We start from the raw sequence: 20,751 nt of genomic DNA, 5'->3' as shown, positions 1-20,751 counted from the left end.
ATCTTGAATCAATACCCAGCGCCCTTGGCAACCCTTCGCGAGTCATCCCCTCAGGGACTTGGTATTAATCTGAATGACAAGAAAAGCTGGCATAATTTTTGCCCCATTCAACAGAGTTGAGTAACGAAACCGCGGGCCACGATCGCACGGCGACCTATTGACGACCTAACCGTTGACCGAATGCATCATTACGGGATAGCGCTCGCCGGCTGCGGCATCGGGTGGGAACACAGCATCAATTTCCGCCATCTCTGCTTCAGTCGGTTCGATGTCCACAGCGTCAGCATTGTCCTCGATATATTTCCGCCGCTTGGTTCCTGGTATCGGGAGGATGTACGATCGATTTGCAAGCACCCATGCCAATACCAACTGCGAGGCAGCGACTACCTTCCTTTGGCGAACGCCTTTGTCTTTTCAACGAGCCTGAGGTTTACATCGAAGTTGGTGCTCTAACTGGCAACATGGATGAAAGTTTAAGCGAAGCCGTCAGACGGCGGCCCGGGTTTGACGCACGCGCTCTGGACCCGATCCGGAGGCTTGGCCTGTAGCCAGACCTCCGGGGTGGGGTAGAACAGCTATTTCGCAGGCGTCAGCCGGGCGAGCTCCGCGGCGGCCATGGCGATTTGCTCAGCCGAGAAATGCTGTTCCAGGATTGGACGCAGCTCATTCAGCGACCGGGTCTTGAGCTCGGCAAAGCGCTCATGCGCGGTCATCCCGGGAAAGTTCGTGTCAAGGATCGCCTTGGCGCGCGGGTCGGCGACGATCACCTCCACCGGGGTATCCATGGTGTAGCCGCCGGCGACCGCCGACTGAGCCGATGGCGGAACGGCGGCCTGGGGCGCGGCGATAGCGGCCGCCGGTATGAGCGCTGCGGAAGCGAGGACAAGGACATTCATATGATTCTCCGTCAGGATTAATGTGGGGCGTGTCACGCTGGGGTTGATCGGGACACCGAAGATCATCATTCGCCGCCGCGCCCGAGCGGCATTCTCCTTCGATCTGCTGTGGTCGGCAGGATTGGCGCCTTTAAGGTCTGCACAGTTGACCACCCTGGATTCTGCTCGGAAGTGAGTGTATTATGCACGTTTAGAATCCCTGTTTGCATCATGTCAACAAACATGTGCATAGAGCACTCATATCAATAGCGAGGCGGGCGGAAGTGGCCGGGAAGACAAAGGATGACTTTCGCGAACTGCACGGCGCGATGGTCGATCTGTTTGCGCTGATGAGCCGGCCCCAGCGCGACGATACAGTGCTTCGGGCGGCAGGCATCACCCTTGATCGCGCGCTATATCCGCTTCTGATCGGCATCGGCCGCTTTGGCCCGATCGGCATCGTCGAGCTGTCGGAGCGGGTGGGACGCGATTACACCACCGTGAGCCGCCAGGTGACAAAGCTTGAGTCCCTTTTGCTGGTCGAGCGCAAGCCCGGCGCGGCAGACCGCCGCGTGAGCGAAGTGATCCCCACCGCAAAGGGGCGGGACCTGATCGAGACGCTCGATGCCGCGCGGCAGCGTCTTGCCGCCCCGGTCCTCGAGCACTGGCCTGACGCGGATTTCAAGGACCTCGCAAGGCTGCTGCGACGCTTCGTCGATGATCTCGGAAAAATCCCGCAGGGCGAGCGCGGCGCGGCGGGCGATCGCGACGGGAATGGCTAGCACGCGCACGTTTTGCCCAACCCGCCGGCCCCGTTCGCCCGCGCGGCGGCGAACCAGTGCCTAATCAGAAGCTTGCCGACGCCGGGTCTTGCCTTGGTGCGTACACGCTAACGATCTGGTTTGGCGCGCCGCGCCCCTAATCTGGCGGCGGCTGTCACTGGGCAGGATTGCCTGCCGGGTTAGGTCTGGCCGTCGCGTTCCCGATCGCGCGGCGCAGATGTGGGCGATCCGATGCCGCAACGGCACGACGCCTCCGCCCGGTGGCAAGCAGCACGAAGTGTCGCACGGGCGAATTCAGATCGACGGGGGGAGATGAAGATGAAGGCCAAGTTCCTGCTGTCGACTGCGTGCTTGCTGACCACTATCGCCGGCGCTGCCCAAGCCCAGGACCGGCCAGGCGGCACCGCAGGCCAACAGCCCGCAACCGATTCTAGGTCGGACGGCCAGGAAGCCGATACACGCGAGATCGTCATTGTCGCGCGCAAGCAGGGCGAGACCGCGATCCGCGCGCCGGCGACGATTGCGATCGCGGATAGCCAGCTGGTCCGCAGTCAGAATATCACCAGTGCCAACCAGCTGACGGGAATCGTGCCGGGCGTGGTCACCCAGCAAGGAACGTCCGGGTCTTCGGTCGCCATTCGCGGCATGTCGTCCTCGTCTGCGGATCCCAGTATTGAATCGTCCGTGCCGACCTATGTCGACGGCGTCTATTTCGGCCGCACGCGCGACCTCGTCATGCCGATCTACGATGTGGATCACATCGAGGTGATCAAGGGCACCCAGTCGACCCTGCTCGGCAAGAATACCAGCCTTGGGGCGCTGAGCATCGTCAACCGGCGGCCGGGTAAGGACTTCGGATACGACCTGACCTATGGCCACAGCTTCGGCATCGGGGGCGACCAGGCGCAGGGCGCCATCAACATGCCGATCGGCGGCGGCTTCGCCATCCGGGCGGCCGCCCTGCTCAATCACGAGGGTGGCTATGTCCGCAACGCCTATGTCGGGCGCTACGAGCGTCAGGTCCGAGAGGTCTCCGGGCGCATCACACTGAGTGGCAACGTCACGTCCGACGGCAGCATCGCGCTGATCTATCAGCACGACGATCGCCGGCTGAAGGGGCAATATTTCGAAGTGCTGGCCGATCCGGCGGGGGCAATCACCCGCCGCGCGGGCCTGCTCGGACAGACGAATTTCGAAGCCGTCGGCAATGACGTGAACTATAATGGCAGCGACGCTGTCGGCGCCGACACCGTGGCGGGGCCCCTGCCCTTCGACAACCAGGTCGGGAACAAGGCGACGGCGATCCTCAGCTTTGATCTGGGTGGCGCAAGGCTGACGTCGCAGAGCGCCTATGTCGAATGGAAGTCGCTGCGCGATACCGACGCCGACTTCACCCGCGCGAATCTGCTGGATCTGCGCGACGGCGAGAACAATCGCGTGATATCCCAAGAGGTTCGACTCGCCTCCGACACCGCCCGGCCGTTCTCCTATCTTGTCGGTGCCTATTATTATCACAACGACTGGACACTGAACCGCATCCTGACGGGTCAGTCGGGCGGCGGCGTCTTCCCGCTCGTCGGCTTCTCGAACACCAACCTCAATGTCCGCACCGACGCCATCTCCGGTTTTGCCTCGGCCAGGTACGCCATCACCGACACGCTCACCTTCTCGGCGGGCATTCGCTACACGCACGAGGACAAGACCGCGACCTACGACCGCAGCTCGGCCGGGTTCTTCGCCGCGCCGACCCAGTCGCCGGCCATCCCGCACACCACGGCGCCGAAGATCGGCGCCGGCGACATCGGCGGCGATCTCGGCGTCCAGTGGCACCCGACCGCTTCGACGATGCTCTACGCGTCCTGGTCGCGGGGAACGAAGAGCGGCGGCTTTCAGGCGAACCCGACGACTCTCGCCGCCGCGCAGTTCACCGAAGAGGTGGCCTATACGACCGAGGTCGGGGCGAAAGTCGATCTCGGGAGGCGCGGCTTTGCGACGATCGCTGCGTTCAACACCGCCGTGAAGGGATTCCAGGTTGGGCGCACGCAGGTTGTCGCCGGCCTATCGCAGACGGTTATCGGCAATGCGGATGTGCTTTCGCGGGGCGCGGAGGCCAGTACCTCGCTTCGGATCGTCAATGGCCTGTGGGTCGATGGTAACGTGGTCTATGACGACTCCCACTTTACCAAGGACTTCCCGGCGGGCGCCACGCCGCTCGTGGCCTATGCCGGCATGCCGTTGCAGCGCGCGCCGAAATGGACCGCCATGGGAGCGGTGCGCTATCAAGGCGACCTGAGCAGCACGGTCCGTTTGCGCGCCCGGGCTGCGGTCAACTATTCGAGCGAATATGATCTACAATACCGCGCGTCCGATCCGCTCGCGCCTAAATCGCTGGAACATGCTCAGATCGATGCCTCCATCGCCCTGCTTCACACAGGTACGGGGATCGAGGTCGCCGTGATCGGCACGAATCTCACCGATAAGCGCTACGCCTATTTCACCTCTTCGATCAGCGCGGGCGGCAGCGCCTATTTCGGAAGCCTCAATCGCCCCCGCACCGTGGCGCTGCAGCTCTCGATCAGGCGCTGACCCCGGCATCGCGCGAGCTCGCGCTCGCGCGAAAAGGCGGCCGGGCCGACCGCGACCGGCCGAAGACCGGTTCACGATGCGAGCGCCCGCTGCTTGAGAAATGGCGCGCCGCGGCGGCTTGGGCAGTGCGAGACAGGGAGCATCCCAGGGCGGCGGAGCCGGGCGCGACGCGAGAGCGCCAGCCTGCCGGGCGGCGACCGGCTCAGCCAAAGGCCGGCAGTCGATCCCCTCCTTTGCGGTCCCTCGCTAGCGAAGCGCTATCCGGCCGCCGTGAGCAGACGTAGCGCATTGCCCGCCTCGATGGCTGCCAGAAGCCGCCTGTCGTCGATCGCCGCCGCAAGCGCGCGCGCCTGGGCCGCAGGTGGACCGAACGGCTTGTCGGAGCCGAAAAGGATTCGCGTCGGGTCGGCCAGGGCGAGCAGCGCGGTCAACGGCACCCGGCTTGCCGCCTGGGCCGTGTCGAACCAGGCCTTGCGCAACTGCACCTCGGCGTCGCGCAGAACCGTGCCGTCCGCCCCGGGCCGCCCGGTACCGTTGAAGCGCGCCACGAGCATCGGGACCGGTCCTCCACCGTGGGACAGGATGAAGCGGATATTGGGCCAACGGTCGAATGCCCCGTTCCGCCAGAGCGAGAAGGCGGCGCGCGCCGTATCGAAGGGGAGCTCGAGCGACATCGAGGGCGCCTTGATGCAGGAACAGGCTAGGTCGGGATGGACGAAGACGATGGCCCTGCGTCGGTTGAGCTCGTCCCAGACCGGCGCGAAGGCGCTATCGCCAAGCCATGCCTTGCCGGCATAGGAAGTCATGACCCTGACGCCATCGACCTTGAGCTGGTCGAGGCTGTAGGAGATCTCGGCCAGGGCCCCGTCGACATCGGTCAGCGGCGGCAGCGCCGCGAGCACGCCGAAGCGGCCCGCATGGTCGCTCCGCACCTTCGCGAAATAGTCGTTGCACAGCCGGGCGAGACGGCGCTGGCTCGCGGTATCGTCAGCCCAGAATACCGGATTGGCGAAGGATATGACGGCTGTCTCGACCCCCTCGCTCTCGAGGATGTCCACAGCGCGCGCCGCATCCCAGTCTCGAACCCCCGCTAGGCTCCGGACCTGTTCGGCAAGGGAGTTCGCACCGGCGAGCACCTGCGGAGGGTAGATGTGGTAATGTACGTCGACGATCTTCGACGCCGGCGCGGAACCAGGCCCTGCAGCCAATAGCGCCGAACTGCCCCCCATCGCTACCGCGGCACCGGTTGCTCCCATAGCCAGGAATTGGCGGCGGCTCGCGCTGCATCCGCAATGGTCATGGCCGCTCGCTCGATGACGGGCAAACATCATTCGACACCTCGCTCCGCGGGCGCCGGGATGACGCTCTGCGCACGCGAATTTGATTGCATGTGTCCTACACATAATTCAACCAATATCGACGAAGCGACACATTGGTTGCAATTGGTTGGACGAGCATTAGCAGGGAGGGAGCAGTATGAGCACACGGGCGGGCCCATCGGCCGAAGGGGCGAACCTGACACCGATCGCGTTGCTCGTCGCCTCGATCCTGTTCATCCAGAATCTCGACGGCGCAGTCATCGTGACGTCCCTCCCGCAGATGGCCGGCTCGCTCGGCGCGTCGACCGTCGCGCTGAACACGGGAATAACTGCCTATTTCATCGCGACCGCCGCTTTCATTCCGCTGAGCGGGTGGATCACGGACCGGCTCGGCGCGAAACTGGTGCTGGCGGGCGCCATATTGGTTTTCAGTCTCGGGTCCGCGGGTTGCGCCGCGGCAGGCACGCTTCCCGAGTTCATCTGCGCCCGAGTTATCCAGGGGATTGGCGGCGCGATGATGATGCCGGTGGGAAGGATCGTGGTGCTGCGAACCGCACGCAAGGACCAGTTGCTCGCTGCGACATCCCTTATCACATGGCCAGCGCTGCTCGCGCCGGTGGTCGGCCCGATCATCGGCGGGGCAATCACGACCTGGCTCAACTGGCGCTGGAACTTTCTCATCAACCTGCCGCTGGGATGTATCGCCATCGGCCTCGTCTTCTGGCTTGTCCCGGACGAGAAGGAACCAGGGCGCCGCTCGCTCGATGTCACCGGGCTGATATTGTGCTCATTTGCGCTGAGCTTGCTGATCTACGCCCTGGACGGGCTTGCGACCGAGTCGCCCATCGCCTTGCCATTGGTGGTCCTGTTGCTCGGCTGCGGTTCTGGCCTGGCGGCGACCCGATGGTTCGGTAAGGCCGCGACACCACTCCTGGATCTCTCCTCGCTGAAGGTGAGGAGTTTCAAGATCGCAGTGGTCGACGCCGGCAACCTGATCAGGCTTTCAATCAGCGCGACTCCGTTCCTGCTGGCACTGATGCTTCAGACAGTGTGGAAGCTGAATCCGCTCGAAACCGGGACCGTGCTGCTGGTCTATTTCGTGGGAAATCTGGCGATGAAGACGGTGACCTCGCCCCTTTTGCGGCTTTTGGGTTTCCGCCCGCTGCTTTTTGCGAACGGCATCGCCGTCGCGCTGTCGATCGCAGCGATTCCGCTCCTCTCCTGGTCCCACCTCACCGCCCTGTCGGTCGCGCTGCTCCTGTTTGCGGGCGCTGCGCGCTCAATGCAGTTCACCGCGATCAACACGTTGACTTTCGCGGACATTCCCAAGCAGCACACAGCGTCCTCCTCGACTCTGGCGAGCATGATGCAACAACTCTCCATGGCGCTTGGCGTCGCACTGGCCGCGATCTGCCTGCGCGTGGGGATCGCAGTGCGGGGGGCAGCCACCCCCGACGCGAGCGACTTTGCCGCCGCGTATCTCGTGACGGCCCTATGCGCTCTGGCCGGCGCGCTGCTGACGCTTCGTCTCGCAGGAGATGCCGGAGCGGAGGTGCGGGGGCGCCCGGTCGGAAAGCCAAGCTAGGCGTCGGCGGCGGGCGACTCACGGTGCGCGCCAATGCTGCCCCTCTCAAGCGGCCGGTTGCTGTGCCCGGGACGCCGGTGCGGAAGCGGCCGAACGCCGTCAATGCTAGGACCCGTCAGCCCCGCTCAATATGTGTGTTATGCACGTTTCTCGTTGACAGGATTCGCCGATCCATAATATGTGCATCCTACACATAGGAGCTCCATATGGAATGCGTGACCGAAACAGACGTGCTGATCAGCGGCGCAGGCGCCGCCGGACTTACACTCGCGATAGAACTTGCCCGGCGCGGAGTACGCTTTCGGCTGATCGACAAGCTGCCCACCCCCTTTCCGGGCTCGCGCGGCAAGGGTATTCAGCCGCGCAGCCAGGAGATTTTTGAAGATCTCGGCATCCTCAACCGCGTTGTCGCGGCCGGCGGCCTATATCCGCCGCAGCGCGAATATCATGACGATGGGAGCTATGAGGAGTCGCTGGTCGTCGAGGACGTCGCGCCCTCGCCGGCCGAACCCTATCATCTGGCCTTGCTGGTGCCGCAGTTCCTGACCGAGCGCGTGATGCGCGAGCGCCTGGCCGAACTCGGCCATGCGCCGGAATTCGGCGTTGAGATGACCGGCTTCGAGCAGGACGAGCATGGCGTCGTCGCGACTCTGCAAACCGCGCACGGCCCCGAGCGAGTCCGCGCGCGATACCTGGTCGGCTGTGACGGTGGGCGCAGCTTCGTCCGCTCCACCCTGCAGCTCGATTTCCCCGGCAAGACGCTTGGTGTGCGCGCCGTCGTCGCCGACATTGTCCTGCACGGGCTGTCGCGCGACGCGTGGCACCGCTTCAACGAAGGCGATATGGACAAGCAGGTATCGCTTTGCCCGCTTCCCGGCACGCCCTTCTTCCAGCTCCAGGCCCCGATCCCGCTGGAGGGCGATATCGACCTGTCGGCAGCCGGGCTGCAGGCGTTTCTCGACACGCGCCTGGCCGGCAATGAACTCCGGGTCGAGAGCGTGTCCTGGGCATCGGCCTACCATATGAACGCGCGCCTCGCGGATCGCTACCGGGTCGGACGGATCTTTCTCGCGGGAGACGCCGCGCATATTCATCCGCCCACCGGTGGCCAGGGCCTCAATACGGGCGTGCAGGACGCCTATAATCTCGGCTGGAAGCTAGCCGCAGACCTTGCCGGTGCTCCAGCGTCGATGCTCGACAGCTATGAGGAGGAGCGCCGCCCGGTCGCAGCCGCGATGCTCGGCCTGTCGACCAAGTTGCTCGACGCGGCAAAACAGGGCGAAATGCGCCGCGGCCGCGAGGTTCACCAGCTCGACATCGGCTATCCGGATTCGCCGCTTTCCTTCGAGATGCCGGCACGTTCGGGCGTCCTGCTTGCCGGCGACCGTGCGCCGGACGCGCCCCTCGCGGGCGCGGCGGGACAGGATTGCCGCCTGTTCGACCTTCTTAAGGGACCGCAATGGACGCTCCTGGGATATGAGCCCGGCGACGCGCGCTTCGCCGCGCGCGCTGGCCTGCACATCCATCGCATCGGCACGCACGAAGCTATCGTCGATGTGGAGCGACATTTCGAGCATGCCTATGGCCTGTCAAAGGGTGATTGGGTGCTCGTGCGTCCAGACGGCTATGTCGCGGCGATCGTCGACGCAGCGAACCTAGCGGCCCTGGAGGGCTTTCTCTGCTCGATGGGCGCTTCTGCACGGGTGCAGGCGCCTACCGAGTGAGAAATGTTCCCGGTTAGGGGTAGTTCGGCGCCCAGGCCGCGCGTCATAACCCTGGCACAAAAGTACGCCGGCGCGAATGTTCCTACGCGCCGCCTCCGCACGCGCCCGCGTCGGCCGGCCCCGGCGCGCGCCACCGGAGCGGCTGACTCTTCCAGGCGCTGGTGCGACTCTCGTCGTCCCGTCCTGCAGCTTCCCCGGCAAGGCGGCGAACGGCGATGAACAGTACCAGACCGGCCGCCATTCGGCACCGTGTCCTCTGGTCCATCGGGTAGCCTCAATGCCCCGCGAAGCAATAAAGCAGCCCGGCGCCCCCCCGGCTTCGGAACGCCTCGGGGCTGCATCCCTTGGTCGCATGCGATGAGTTCCACGATGTACCGGTCGGACTGGTGGCCGGGCCCGCCCGGTCGTGATGCCCCATCTGCATGTTGCCCTCCGAGCTCGACGTGTAGTTGTGGCAGGTGCGATCCTCGCCAGCCGGGAAGGCCATGCCTTGGGTCGTCGACCCGGTCAGGATATCGTGCATCGGCGGGGTGTCAGTGCGGCCGTTCACGCGCGCGCCATATTCGTCGAGCGCCGTGTCATGGGCGATGTGGTTCGTGGCATGCAGCTCCTCCAGGTCCCGTGCAACAACGACACCGTTCGCATTGCGCCAGGGGCCGCGGCCGATCCTATCGCGGGCATTGATCGCCGGTGCGGCCGCGTCGGCCTGGGTGCTGAGATAGGCATGCCAATCGCGCCGCCGCGATCCCGCCGCCTTTGCCAGCACCGCGCAATAGGCATCGGCGCCCTCTAGCCCCCCCAGATCGCCGCCCTTGCCGGGGGCGACATGCGTAACGAAAAAACTCATATGCCGAGAATCGGCACCGGCGAGCGCCGCGCCGGCCGCGCCCACCGCCCCGAGTACGACCAGCGAAAGCACCGTTCCGACGACCCGCATGGCGCGTCCTCCCCGCCTCATGGCAACAGCTCCGAAATCGGGTGCTCGGCTGCGTCGCGCATCAACTCATTGTCGGAGCGCTTGGCGTAAACTGCTGTTAGCCTGCGCACCTCGCGCATGAACGCGCGCGCCGGCAGCTTCTCGCCCTCAAGCCGGGCGACGGCGTCACGCTCGGCTAAGTCACCCATCCTCTTCCATTGCCGCGACCGGGCCGATGAAAGGCGAAGGCGCATGCCGCCCGTCGCTGCATAGGCATCGCGCGCACTTGCTCCCTCGCGGCCATAGAAGACCTGTGTCTCAGCCTGCGCCTCGGCGCGCAGCCAGGCGTTCAATATTGTGCGCAGATCGGGCGGGAGCTGGCGGTAAAAGGCGGGGCTCATGCAATATTCCAGATTGGTGCGGCCGAGATCACCCTCCAGCGCGAACTTCGCTTCGCCCGTGATACCGTACACCTGCGCGGCGGCATCGGTGATCGCGACGCCTTGCAGACGCCCACCCGCAATGGCCTCGCGAACCTGCGGGCTCGGCATCAGTGCCGGACGCGCGCCGACCGCCCGCAGGAAATCGGCCTGAACCCCGTCAGCGGACGCAATGGAAAGGCCCACGATGTCGGCCTCCGGGTCCGGGCGCGCTCGCAGGTACAATTGCGCCGGCCCGGTCGCCTTCATGCGGGCAATCATCACCCCGTTCCGCGCAAAGTCGGCGTTGAACCAGCGGGCGTAAAGCCGCTCCGATACCGCCGTGGCCACAGCGGCGTTGGGGAACAGCCCGGGAAGGTCGAGGAGCGTGAGCAACCGAAAACCGCGCTTGTCCGCTTCGAGGCTGGCGTAGCAGGCGGTCATGTCGGTCCGACCATTGGCCAGCGCAGCCCAGCCATCCGCGAGCGAGTGTGCGTTGCCCTCCCAGCTGGGCGCGACGAGGAGCTTGCCGCGGGACATGCGGCGCAGGACCTCGAAGGCTGGGATGAACACGTCCCGCACGACGCTCGCATTTGCAGGATTGTGCGCCGAGAAGCGCATCGTGATCGGCGGTCCGTCATAGGTGACCCGCGCTGCCCAGGGCGCTGCGAAACGGCCGTCCAGCCAGTCCTGCGCGACGCTTGTGCGCGCTCGCCACTGCGCCACCGTGCCACGCTCGTCGGACAGCGCCCGTGCCTGGGCGGCTGGCGCCAGGGCGAGCGACGCCCCCACGAGGAATGCGAGAAAGCTTCGCCGCATCGTTCAGGCCCTGGGCCAGTGGCGGCGAAGCGCCGGCAGTGTCCACTGTCTGACGCCCGCGCGCGCGAAGGTCGGATTCCCGAGCGTCGGGCTGGATAGCAGGTACAGGCCACTCGATGTCGAGGCCCAGATCAGGCGCCGGTCCCACTCGACAAAGACGCCGTCGGTGTCGCGATTGTAGGATCCGGGCCTGTCGAGCGAGCCCATCTGGGGCGGCACGAAGAAGCCGGTGATCCGCGGATCTGCCGGATTGGAGATATCATAGCACTGCAGGCCGGCATCGAAATAGGTATAGCAGGTGAAGTTCGGCGCGGCCTGGCCGGGAGCCTTTTGGTGGGGTGCATTATGCGGGCCGAAGCGGCCGCGCTTCTGGCAGTAATCGGCAAAGGGCGCGCCGGCCGGCGGCTTGGGAACCGGCAGCTTCGCCACCATCTTCAACCTTGCGGGATCGCGCGCGTCCAGCACATAGCTGTTGTACCAAGAGCCCTTGCATTCGGTACCGATCATCTCCGGACTGACCATGACGATCCCGCGGTCGATATGCGCCACGTCGACCGTATGGAACTTGATCCCTCCCCCATCCGGGTCCGGGGAATTCCAGGTGCCGACGAGCCGCGGCTTCGTGACGTCCGACAGGTCGTGGACGCGGACACCGAGCACGGACCAGGCGCCATAGCCCAGCCGGCCGCCGTCCTCGACATTCTCCGGCACGATGAAGCCGCCATGGAATGATGGCGACGCCTTGCCACCGCCCGCCCAGGCGAACTCGCGATACTCTGCCTCCTCACCCCTGCGCTGGCCCGGCACCCAGATGTTCGACACGAATTTCGGGTGCGCCGGATCCAGGATGTCGATGATCTGCACGCCGTTCGCCCGCCCCAGTTCATATCCGGTGAAGCTGTTGTCCGGGGAGGTGTCGAGATAGGCATAGCGCCCGCCGGTATAGAAGTTGCGGTGCGTGCCCGTACCCTCCTGCAGCGCTCGGCCGGGATCGCCCTGGTCACAGCTCCACTCAGAGAGGAGAAGGGTTTTTGACGGATCGGTCACGTCGTAAATCCGGATGCCGCGCAGGCCTTTTGCGTTGACGTTGAAACCGCGGGTCATGTCGATCTGCGGCTCGACCGGCGTCACGCTGGTGATCAGGATCCAGCGCCTGATTACATGGTTGTAGCCGATCTGCATCTGGTAGCCGGCGAACAGATTATCGCCGACGACCACGGCATGCAGCGGATCCGTCACGTCGAGGCAGCGCCCCACGACCTTGCGGTCGCCGGTCATGTATGAATGGAACAGATAACGCTTGTCCCCCTGCGTCATGAACTGGAGCTTCGATCCGCAATTCTGACCCGGCATGTAATGCGCGTGGAGGGTCATGCCCTCGATATAAAGCTGGGGATCGAGACGATCCATGACGCTCGGGCCGGGGCCGGTCTGCGCCACGACCGCCTCGCCCAGCGAAAGTGCGGCGAGGCCGGCACCTCCACCCAGCAACACGTCCCGTCTCGTCGGCGCAAACGCCATTCCCGTCTCTCCCTGCGCAAGTGCTGCGGGCACGATTCCCGCCACGGCATCCTTTTCCGCGCGGTAGCAATCGCGCGGTAGCAATAGAGCCGCGGCCGGGCGCTGCCGACAATAGCCACAGCGCGCGTTGGCGCGGGCGGCCCCGTTTTTGGCGGACGCGGCCGCTGATGCTTGGGCCGTTCGCTGGATATTCCGACATCCTGTCCTGGCCGACCAGCCGACCTGACCGTGGCGTCGCCACGGAAGTGATCTCGCGAGCAGGAATTCCTGCCGCGGCGTGGAAGGCCTCACAGGGACAGTCTGGGAGGGGAAAATGACAAGATCTGGTCTTGCCGTCACGGCATCCGCGTTGGCGTTGATCGCCAGCGGCGCACATGCACAGGGAGCTAGCGCCGCGGCGCTCGCGGCCAAGCAGCAGCAGGCGGCCGACGACACCGGCGGCACGGAGAATGACATCATCGTGACCGCCGAGCGGCGCGCACAGCGCCTCGACAAGGTGCCGCTCTCGATCAGCGCGATCAGCGGCGACAAGCTTGAGGAGCAGCAGATACCGCGCGTCCAGGAACTGGTGACGCAAGTGCCGGGCGTTTCGCTGACGCAGAACCGGCTAGGGTCCTACAAGATAGCGATCCGCGGGATCGGTGGCTCCGCAGGCGACAATATCGGCGCGAACCTGAAGGTCGCCGTGTTCGTCGACGACATTTATCTGGCGCGCCAGGGCGCGATGGATCCGACCTTCTTCAACCTCGAGCGGATCGAGATTTTGCGCGGGCCGCAAGGCACGCTCTACGGCAAGAACGCGGTCGCCGGCGCCATCAACATCTATACCCGCCTGCCCAGCGACCAGCTCGACATGCGGGCAGCCGTCGACGTCGGCAATTACGGCACGATCAACTCGCGCGTCCTGCTCTCGGGCCCACTGGGCGGAGACCTGTCGGGCTCGATTGTCGCCGGTCAAAACTATCATTCGGGCTATGGCAAGAATGTCGCGACCGGCAACGACATTACCGGCGGCAAGGCCTGGTTCGGTCGCGCGACGCTGCGCTGGCATCCGGGCGACTGGGACGTGATCCTCTCCGGCGACTATGAGAAGGATCCCGATCAGCCGGCGCGGGGGTTTTATCTCGCCGGCACGGGCTATAGCCCACTCGGGCGCGGACCCTATTTGGGGCCTGCGGGCTTCCACGACGTCTCGAATGATTATGACGATGTCGGCAGCCTCGAGCTCGCCGGCGGGTCCGTGCGCGCGATTCATCGCGGCCGCGACCTGACCTTCACCTCCATAACCGGTTATCGCTGGTCCGATCGATACTTCCAGGCCGATATCGACAACACCGACAGCCGCGTCTCGCATTTCGACTTCAGGGACCGCCAGCGGCAATATTCGGGGAGTTTCAGCGAGGAGCTACGGCTGAGTTCGACCGAGGACGGGTCAGCCACGCTCGACGGCAAGCTGTTCTGGAATCTCGGGGCGTATTTCTTCAGCGAGCATGGCAGCACGGTCGAAACGACGGACGTGGTGCTCGGCGTCAACCGCGAGCAGACGCTGACGACCCGCCTCGGCACGCGCAATTTCGCGGTCTATGGACAGGGTACGTACAACCTCACCGACGCGCTGCACCTCACCGCCGGGCTCCGCTACAACTGGGAGCGCAAGCATGTCGTGCACAGCGCCGCCGGTGTCCCGCTGCTGACCAACGAGCCGTACACGGACATTCCCATCACGAGATCCTGGGACAATCTCTCCCCAAAGCTCACGCTCGATTATTCGGTCACGCAAAACACGATGGTCTATGCGACATATTCGCGCGGCTTCCTGAGCGGCGCGATCAACTCCGGCCCGGCGACCGCCATCCTGGCGGCGACGGAGGCTGCCAACCCCGAGATCGACGACAATTTCGAAATCGGCCTCAAGGGCAAGTGGCTTGACGGACGCCTCCACGCCGGCATCGCCGGCTACTACATCAAATATAAGGATCTGCAGGTGCAGGTCGCCAACCAGGCCGGCCAGGCTGTCACCCGCAACGCGGCGCGGGCGACCAGCAAGGGCTTCGAGGTCGAAGCGGGTTTCGAGCCGCTCGACGCACTGCGGTTCGACTTGAGCTACGCCCATACGAACGCGCGCTATGATCGCTATTGCGCAGGCAGCACCGATGGGCTGCTCACAGGAGCGGCCTGCACATCGAGTGGCGGTACCGACAAGGCCCGTCAGCGCCTGGAATATTATTCACCAGATACCATTCATGCCGGAGCCGAAATACGCCTTCCCGTCGGCGACGACTGGCGCTTCACGGTGCGAGGCGACTGGACCTATAACAGCCACAGCACCTTCCCCGGCTTCTACCAGGCCGGTTACAGCCTCTTCAACGCCGGCGCCCGGCTCGAGACCACCGACGGCAGATGGGCGATGGGCCTGTTCGGCCGCAATCTCGGCGACAAGGAATATGTCGTCGGCTGCGGCAACTTCGGTGCCACGACGAATGGCGGCGCCTGCAACATCGGTGATCCGCGCACCTACGGCGTGACCATCACCTGGCGAAACCGATAAGGGGGTCGGCCGGCCGCGCAAGCGGTCGGCCGGTTATGCCAGCTCGCAGGAATGGCGGCGAAGCCCCACTCTTTGGCGCGATCTGACCATCAGGGCGGCCGGAGCAGACTGTAAGTTGCCTCGTCACCACGCAACTCCGGAAGGCGTTCGATGAAAGTCACCCGTATCAATCACATCTCGGTCAATGTTGACGGCAGCACGGGGGACGAGATCCGCGCCTTCTACGCCGGACTGCTCGGGATGCCGCTCATCAACCATGAGCGCCCGCAGGAGTTCAAGGACGTCATTCCAGGCGACTGGTATGCGCTGGGCAGCAAGCGTCTGCATGTGTTCGAATATGAGGAAGGTGGTCAGTGGCGCACGCCCGGATCGCCGCAGCCCGGCGGGCCGCACTTCGCGCTGTACGTCGATGACCTAGCCGCGGCCGAGGCGGAACTGACGCAGCGCGCCATCCCGTTCTGGAGCCATGGCGAGGGCGAGGCACGCCAGCTCTGGATTCTCGACCCGGGCGGCAACACTGTCGAACTGGGTCAGGACCCGAACGTCGGCGCGGCCTGAACCGGTGACATGCCATCGCGATCTCGTGACGCTCGACGACAAATGGGATGCAGGGGGCCGCGTCGTCCTGAGCGGCAACCAGGCCATCGCCCGCATCTTTCTTGCACAGCGCGCCCTTGACGCGCGGCGCGGCCGCAAACGGGAGATCGACCAGTCCAGCTGCAACAAGGACATGAGTTGCATCGAGGGCTTCTGCCCCTCGTCCGTCACGTTGAAGGGCGCCGCGCCGCGCAAGCCGGAACGCGCAGCGATCGATGCAACGTTTCTCGATGGGCTCCCCGAGCCGGCGATCCGGCGCGCCGAACGGCGTCTTGCCACCGACTATGCGACGCTTGTCGACCGCGTGATCGCTCGGCTGACCCCCGCCAACCACACAGCCGCGATCGCCCTAGTCGCGGCCGCCGGCGAGATTCGAGGTTTTGGTCCGGTGAAGGACGAGGCGCGCGCCGCCTACCGGCAGACTCTTCCCGGGCTGGAGGCGCGGTTCGAGGCGGCGGCGGACGATGTCGATGCCGCAGACGACGTCTCGCCGGCACCGATCGATGCCTGAAGGAGCACCCATGGGACCGCTGGTACGAGCCAATCTGGTGAAGCAGCGATTGATGGCCGGCCTGCCCGTGCTGACGCTTCGCGTCCTTCAGTCGCGGACGGCCGAGATCATCCGGATCGCGAAAACGAGTGGCCATCACGGCGTGCTGCTTGACCTCCAGCACAGCAGCATGTCGCTCGACACCTGCTGCCAGCTGGCCTCCGCCGCGCTCGACGCTGGTATAACCCCGATCGTTCGCGTCGCGGCAGACATGGCACCGACTGCGGCCGCAGCGCTCGACGGCGGCGCGCAGGCGCTCCTGCTGCCGGGGATTGAGACCGCCGAAGCGGCCGTCGCTGCGATCCGGGCGTTGCGCTATCCGCCGACCGGTTGCCGCTCGGTCAGCGCCGCGCTCCCCCATAGCGGGTATGTCAAGTCGCCTGCGGTTGACCTCACCCGCGCCCTCGACGCGGAGACGCTGATCCTCGTCCAGATCGAGAGCCGGCGTGCCGTCGAGAACGCAGCGGCGATCGCGGCGGTCGACGGAATTGACGCCTTGGTGACCGGTACCAACGACCTCTGCGCTGAAGGCGGCCTGTTCCTTCCCCACGACCATCCGGAAATACTCGAAATGCATGCGCGCCTGATCGACATCTGCCGGCAAGAGGGCATCCCGCTCGTGGCCGGTGGCATCGGCAACAGGCAGATCATGGCGCGCTATCTTGCTATGGGATCGGCCCCGCTGTTCCTGACCGGCAGCGACCTCGATTTCCTGATCGACGGCAGTCGCAACGCTGCGGCGGCCTTCGCTGAGCTGACGCCCGAGGCTGCGATATGAGGATAGCGCTCAGCTCACGCATGGCCAATCTGGTGGAGGCCCGGATACGCGCCGCGATGCCCGCGGCGCAGCTTATTCTTGTCGATCCGGGATCGCCCATCTCCGAGGAGGTGCGCGGCGCGACGGACATATGGTTCCTGTCCTCCGACCTCATCGAAGCGATGAAATATGACCGTGATTTCGCGACACAATGCGACCGGATGGCGGAAACCGCCCCGCTGCGCTGGGTGCAGAGTGGCTCGAGCGGCCATGAGCGTGCGATCTTTCGCCGGATCACCGATCGCGGCGCGCAGCTCACCAGCGGTGCTGGGATTCATTCCGTACCGATTGCGCATTATGTGCTGTCACACATGCTTGCCCGGGTAAAGCGCCACCGCGACCATGCCAGCCAGCAGACCGCGCGAATCTGGGCCCAGCTGGACCAGGGCGAGCTCACCGGCATGACTGTCGGGATTGCGGGGTTCGGCAGCATCGGCGCTGAGGTCGCCAGGCTCTGCAAGGCCTTCGGCATGCACGTGAGAGTGTGTCGCCGCGAGGCGGTCCTGCCGTCCGACGCCGATGCGGTGCACGCCCCCGCAGAACTCGACGACATGGCGCGACAGTGCGACTTCCTGGTGATCGCCGTGCCTCTTACCGCGCAGACCGCCGGGATGGTTACGTCGGCGGTGCTGCGGGCAATGAAACCAGGGGCCGGCCTGATCAACGTTGCGCGCGGCCCGGTCGTCGACGAGCCCGCCCTTGTTGCCGGGCTGCGGGCGGGGTCTCCGGCTTTTGCCATCCTGGACGTCGCGACCGTCGAGCCGCTGCCGGAGGAGTCGCCCCTCTGGGGCATGCCGAATGTGACGATCACGCCGCACGATTCGGCTTGGTCCCCTCTCGCCTATCAGCGCCTTGGCGACCTGTTCTGCGACAATCTCGCCCGCTTCGCAGCCGGCAAGCCGATGCGCAACATCGTTCACATGTGACCCTCAGCGCAGCAGCGATCAGCAGGAACCCCGAAAATGATCATCGACCACCGCACCTATACGATTTACCCGAGCAAGTTTCTGGCGTTCCTGGAACTATGGCAATCGGCCGCCCTGCCCGTCCAGCTCAAGCATTCGGGACGGTTCCTCGGCATGTTCATCACCGACACCGGTCCGGTGAACAGCTTGCTCCACATGTGGGCCTATGAGGACGCTGCCGACCGGGAGGCGCGGCGGCGCAAGTTCGAGGCATTGCCGGAGTGGATCGACTATCGCCGCCGCCTTGACGCGCTCGACGCGCTCGACAAGGTCGAGACGAAGTTGATCCGCCCAGCCCCGTTCGTGACCCTCGAATGGCCGATGGTCACAACCGGCTAGTGCGGCGGGCCCGGCGGCATTGACGGCTTTGCAGCATTGCGCCGGTATAGTGCCGGCGTCTGCGCTGTCCAACGCTGGAAGGCGCGGTAGAAGGAACGGCGGTCGACAAAGCCGCAGGAGTCGGCGATCTCGGCAATCGATACGTTGGTCTCGGTGAGCATCCGCCGCGCGTGCTCGGCATAGAATTTGTCCAGCACTTGCTTGAAGCTGGTCTCCTCGTCGGCCAGCCGCCTCTGGACGGTCCGCACGGACATGTTGAGCTTGCTCGCCACCGCAGCGAGGTCAGGCGGCCGAGCGTCTTCGGCGAGATCGCGTAACGCGAGCTGAATCCGCAGTTCGACCCGGTTGGTGTTGAGCGCCATCAGCTGCATGTCCGCCATGCGGGTCGTCGCCTGAAAAACCTCGGGACAGGCATGGATTGACGCTGCGGCCCAGGCCTCACGCGGAATCACGATCGCGTCGTCGGGCTGGTCGAACGAGACCTGGCATCCAAGCAGCTGCTCGTGCGGCGATCCGCGGCGATCAGGTCTGCGCAGCCTGATTTCGACGGGGCAGACCGCCTCACCGGTCTGCCAGAGCATGTAGCGCCACAGCAAGACAAGATAATATTCCCGCTGCGAGCGGGTCGTTGGCAGGGCGCCATCGGCGAGGTCGATCTTGATAGTGCTGAGATTGCCCTCATGGACGATCCGGATGCGGCTCGCGAGCGTGTGGATCGCCTGGTATCTCTCCCATTGCTCGAGCCCGACTCCGAGGGTCGGGCCGCTGAGGAAGGTGTAGACGGCGACATTGAACGCCCGGAGGGGCGCCTGCATGGCCAGCTTCAGGCCGATGGCGTCGTCGCGCGACGTGACCGCGAGCGACATGAAGAGCCGCGTAAAGGTGTCATGACTCAGCCGCGAGCGGTACGGAAGCCCCGGCCACCTCGAGAGGTGCTGGTGCACATTGCCGAGGCCCGCTCCGCGTGCGGCCTGGTCGATGATCGTCAACGTCGTCGCGGACGACGTCAGCCCATCGGCATGCGTCATGACCCTGGTCTCCTGATGTGCTCGATCGTCGAGGGTGAAGCCCTTCCGACACGGCACGGGGCCGTGGGCGCCAATGGTGGGGCGGGGCCACGCCAAATGGCTGGCACATGCTTGATCGCGCCCCGCGGCGGCCTAGCCATGGAAGGAGATATGCAATCAGGAGAGAGCGGATGTCGGCCGATGGCCCCCTGAAAACCTGTCTTGTCGGATTGGGCTGGTGGGGACGCCAGCTTTGCGGCGAAGCGGACGGGACCGATGTCCTGGAGATCACGTCCAGCGTCGACCCAAGTGCTGAATCGGCTGCATTCGCCCGGGCGAGGAACATTCCCCACTTCGCTACGCTTGGCGAGGCGCTCAACGGCGACACTGCAATCGATGCCGTCATGATCGCCACCCCGCATAGCCTCCATGAGGAGCAATGCCTGCTTGCGCTCGCGCACGGGAAGCCGGTGTTCTGCGAAAAGCCGCTCACCCTCACGGCCGCCGGAGCGCAGCGCATCGTCGATGCCGCCGCAGACAAGGCGCTCGTGCTCGGGATTGGACATGAACGTCGGTTCGAAGCCGGCTTTGAGGCGCTGGCCGGCCTGATCGCCGCCGGTTCGCTCGGCCGCGTGATCTTCATCGACGCGAACGTCAGCCACAATCTGATGCTGAGGGCGAAGCCCGGCGATTGGCGCCTGAGCGGACACGAGGCGCCGGCGGGCCTCTGGACCGGCACGGGCATTCATCTCTCGGATCTCATCATCGCGAGCTGCGGCGCCCCGGAAGGAGTCCGCCTCGAACTCCTCTCCACGTCGGACAATTTTTCGGGCCAGGAACTGGTCAGGGTCGATCTGAAGATGGCCTCGGGCGTCCATGCGACGGTCACGGCCCTGGCCTGCACGCCCTATTACGGCCGCTACACGGTCTTCGGTGACCTGGGCTGGGCGGAGCTGGTGACGCTGGCGAATGTGGATGGCGGCCAGGATGCGATCTTGACGGTCTCCCAAGCCAATGGTGTGCGGGAGGAGCGCCGCATAGCGCCGAGTCCCGCAATTCGGACCAATCTCGAACTCTGGGCGCGGGCAGCGCTCGGCCGTGGCAGCTATCCGATCAAGCCCGACCAGATGGTGTTGAACACGGCTGTGCTGGAAGCGATCGCCCGCGCCGGCGGTAGGGCTGCGCCCTATGCCTCGATACCGACGGGCTGAGCCCATCCATCCCCTCCTGTGCTCCTGCGATGGCCGAAATGGGATCCAGCACGACAATCGCGGGGCGCTGCGCGCCAATTCAACATACCATCGTTGAATTGCACGGATTGGTCAACATAGTGATGTGGCCGAAAGAGGCGCCAAGAGGCGCTCATGGCCGGCTCTGTAGAG

At 65.1% G+C, this 20,751-nt stretch carries 17 protein-coding genes and 1 pseudogene; 11 read left to right on the top strand and 7 right to left on the bottom strand.

What is annotated here, in order from left to right; all coding sequences use genetic code 11:
• Positions 1-165 precede the first annotated feature (165 nt).
• Together ABD050_RS18480 and ABD050_RS18475 are read right to left on the bottom strand one after the other, a co-directional pair.
• Positions 166-372: pseudogene (locus tag ABD050_RS18480) on the bottom strand (aldo/keto reductase); the annotation flags it as partial.
• A gap of 203 nt (positions 373-575) precedes the next feature.
• The gene (locus ABD050_RS18475) at positions 576-965 is read right to left on the bottom strand and encodes a hypothetical protein (protein WP_343890966.1); all 390 of its coding nucleotides are present in this window, start codon (positions 963-965) and stop codon (positions 576-578) included.
• Between the two features lie 194 nt (positions 966-1,159).
• Here ABD050_RS18475 and ABD050_RS18470 point away from each other — a divergent pair, with 194 nt between their 5' ends.
• On the top strand, positions 1,160-1,657 hold the full coding sequence (locus ABD050_RS18470) for a MarR family winged helix-turn-helix transcriptional regulator (RefSeq protein ID WP_343890965.1): 498 nt from the start codon (positions 1,160-1,162) through the stop codon (positions 1,655-1,657).
• Between the two features lie 318 nt (positions 1,658-1,975).
• Entirely contained in the window at positions 1,976-4,243 is a 2,268-nt protein-coding gene (locus ABD050_RS18465) for a TonB-dependent receptor (protein WP_343890964.1), read from the top strand.
• A 257-nt stretch (positions 4,244-4,500) separates the two neighbouring features.
• Here the strand turns inward: ABD050_RS18465 and ABD050_RS18460 are convergent, their stop codons facing one another.
• A complete protein-coding gene (locus ABD050_RS18460) occupies positions 4,501-5,499 on the bottom strand; it encodes an amidohydrolase family protein (protein ID WP_343890963.1) in 999 nt (332 codons plus the stop codon).
• A 220-nt stretch (positions 5,500-5,719) separates the two neighbouring features.
• On the opposite strand from ABD050_RS18460, the gene ABD050_RS18455 reads away from it, so the two are divergent.
• Both ABD050_RS18455 and ABD050_RS18450 read left to right on the top strand, forming a co-directional pair.
• Complete coding sequence (locus tag ABD050_RS18455; protein ID WP_343890962.1) at positions 5,720-7,147, top strand: MFS transporter; 1,428 nt, start codon at positions 5,720-5,722, stop codon at positions 7,145-7,147.
• A 215-nt stretch (positions 7,148-7,362) separates the two neighbouring features.
• A complete protein-coding gene (locus ABD050_RS18450) occupies positions 7,363-8,871 on the top strand; it encodes an FAD-dependent oxidoreductase (protein ID WP_343890961.1) in 1,509 nt (502 codons plus the stop codon).
• Between the two features lie 274 nt (positions 8,872-9,145).
• Here the strand turns inward: ABD050_RS18450 and ABD050_RS18445 are convergent, their stop codons facing one another.
• The 3 genes from ABD050_RS18445 to ABD050_RS18435 are packed head-to-tail and all read right to left on the bottom strand — an operon-like array spanning position 9,146 to position 12,579.
• Positions 9,146-9,808: a hypothetical protein gene (locus ABD050_RS18445; protein ID WP_343890960.1), complete on the bottom strand. Its 663-nt coding sequence runs from the start codon at positions 9,806-9,808 to the stop codon at positions 9,146-9,148.
• A 17-nt stretch (positions 9,809-9,825) separates the two neighbouring features.
• Positions 9,826-11,025 (bottom strand): type 2 periplasmic-binding domain-containing protein, encoded by a 1,200-nt coding sequence (locus ABD050_RS18440; RefSeq protein ID WP_343890959.1) that lies wholly within the window; start codon positions 11,023-11,025, stop codon positions 9,826-9,828.
• A 3-nt stretch (positions 11,026-11,028) separates the two neighbouring features.
• A complete protein-coding gene (locus ABD050_RS18435; RefSeq protein WP_343890958.1) occupies positions 11,029-12,579 on the bottom strand; it encodes an LVIVD repeat-containing protein in 1,551 nt (516 codons plus the stop codon).
• 280 nt (positions 12,580-12,859) lie between these two features.
• Here ABD050_RS18435 and ABD050_RS18430 point away from each other — a divergent pair, with 280 nt between their 5' ends.
• The 6 genes from ABD050_RS18430 to ABD050_RS18405 all read left to right on the top strand — a co-directional run bounded on the left by ABD050_RS18430 (position 12,860) and on the right by ABD050_RS18405 (position 18,362).
• On the top strand, positions 12,860-15,094 hold the full coding sequence (locus ABD050_RS18430; RefSeq protein ID WP_343890957.1) for a TonB-dependent receptor: 2,235 nt from the start codon (positions 12,860-12,862) through the stop codon (positions 15,092-15,094).
• Positions 15,095-15,244: 150 nt separating this feature from the next.
• Positions 15,245-15,652, top strand: coding sequence for a VOC family protein (locus ABD050_RS18425; protein WP_343890956.1), 408 nt, complete (start codon positions 15,245-15,247; stop codon positions 15,650-15,652).
• 25 nt (positions 15,653-15,677) lie between these two features.
• Positions 15,678-16,202, top strand: a complete 525-nt coding sequence (locus ABD050_RS29070) for a DUF6537 domain-containing protein (protein ID WP_425542482.1) — start codon at positions 15,678-15,680, stop codon at positions 16,200-16,202.
• Positions 16,203-16,212: 10 nt separating this feature from the next.
• Positions 16,213-17,019 (top strand): aldolase/citrate lyase family protein, encoded by an 807-nt coding sequence (locus tag ABD050_RS18415; RefSeq protein ID WP_343890955.1) that lies wholly within the window; start codon positions 16,213-16,215, stop codon positions 17,017-17,019.
• Positions 17,016-17,984 (top strand): D-2-hydroxyacid dehydrogenase, encoded by a 969-nt coding sequence (locus tag ABD050_RS18410; protein WP_343890954.1) that lies wholly within the window; start codon positions 17,016-17,018, stop codon positions 17,982-17,984. Before ABD050_RS18415 ends, ABD050_RS18410 begins: the two co-directional genes overlap by 4 nt.
• Positions 17,985-18,020: 36 nt before the next feature.
• Positions 18,021-18,362 carry an NIPSNAP family protein gene (locus tag ABD050_RS18405; protein ID WP_343890953.1) on the top strand — a complete coding sequence of 114 codons (342 nt, stop codon included), beginning with the start codon at positions 18,021-18,023 and terminating at the stop codon, positions 18,360-18,362.
• Here the strand turns inward: ABD050_RS18405 and ABD050_RS18400 are convergent.
• Positions 18,359-19,390 (bottom strand): helix-turn-helix domain-containing protein, encoded by a 1,032-nt coding sequence (locus ABD050_RS18400; protein ID WP_343890952.1) that lies wholly within the window; start codon positions 19,388-19,390, stop codon positions 18,359-18,361. The genes ABD050_RS18405 and ABD050_RS18400 overlap by 4 nt on opposite strands.
• 170 nt (positions 19,391-19,560) lie before the next feature.
• Between ABD050_RS18400 and ABD050_RS18395 the strand changes: the two genes are divergently transcribed.
• The gene (locus tag ABD050_RS18395; protein WP_343890951.1) at positions 19,561-20,580 is read left to right on the top strand and encodes a Gfo/Idh/MocA family protein; all 1,020 of its coding nucleotides are present in this window, start codon (positions 19,561-19,563) and stop codon (positions 20,578-20,580) included.
• The last annotated feature ends 171 nt before the right edge of the window (positions 20,581-20,751 follow it).

The sequence above is a fragment of the Sphingomonas oligophenolica genome (assembly GCF_039522915.1).
GTDB lineage: Bacteria > Pseudomonadota > Alphaproteobacteria > Sphingomonadales > Sphingomonadaceae > Sphingomonas > Sphingomonas oligophenolica.
Note: the sequence above shows the minus strand (reverse complement) of the source record. Positions and strands in the feature narration are given on the sequence as shown.

What these genes read in the sequence shown, in the direction of transcription:
- ABD050_RS18475 (WP_343890966.1), bottom strand. Translation starts at nt 965, where the DNA reads ATGATGATCTTCGGTGTCCCGATCAACCCCAGCGTGACACGCCCCACA.
- ABD050_RS18465 (WP_343890964.1), top strand. Translation starts at nt 1,976, where the DNA reads ATGAAGGCCAAGTTCCTGCTGTCGACTGCGTGCTTGCTGACCACTATC.
- ABD050_RS18460 (WP_343890963.1), bottom strand. Translation starts at nt 5,499, where the DNA reads ATGGGAGCAACCGGTGCCGCGGTAGCGATGGGGGGCAGTTCGGCGCTA.
- ABD050_RS18455 (WP_343890962.1), top strand. Translation starts at nt 5,720, where the DNA reads ATGAGCACACGGGCGGGCCCATCGGCCGAAGGGGCGAACCTGACACCG.
- ABD050_RS18445 (WP_343890960.1), bottom strand. Translation starts at nt 9,808, where the DNA reads ATGCGGGTCGTCGGAACGGTGCTTTCGCTGGTCGTACTCGGGGCGGTG.
- ABD050_RS18440 (WP_343890959.1), bottom strand. Translation starts at nt 11,025, where the DNA reads ATGCGGCGAAGCTTTCTCGCATTCCTCGTGGGGGCGTCGCTCGCCCTG.
- ABD050_RS18430 (WP_343890957.1), top strand. Translation starts at nt 12,860, where the DNA reads ATGACAAGATCTGGTCTTGCCGTCACGGCATCCGCGTTGGCGTTGATC.
- ABD050_RS18425 (WP_343890956.1), top strand. Translation starts at nt 15,245, where the DNA reads ATGAAAGTCACCCGTATCAATCACATCTCGGTCAATGTTGACGGCAGC.
- ABD050_RS18415 (WP_343890955.1), top strand. Translation starts at nt 16,213, where the DNA reads ATGGGACCGCTGGTACGAGCCAATCTGGTGAAGCAGCGATTGATGGCC.
- ABD050_RS18410 (WP_343890954.1), top strand. Translation starts at nt 17,016, where the DNA reads ATGAGGATAGCGCTCAGCTCACGCATGGCCAATCTGGTGGAGGCCCGG.
- ABD050_RS18405 (WP_343890953.1), top strand. Translation starts at nt 18,021, where the DNA reads ATGATCATCGACCACCGCACCTATACGATTTACCCGAGCAAGTTTCTG.
- ABD050_RS18400 (WP_343890952.1), bottom strand. Translation starts at nt 19,390, where the DNA reads ATGACGCATGCCGATGGGCTGACGTCGTCCGCGACGACGTTGACGATC.
- ABD050_RS18395 (WP_343890951.1), top strand. Translation starts at nt 19,561, where the DNA reads ATGTCGGCCGATGGCCCCCTGAAAACCTGTCTTGTCGGATTGGGCTGG.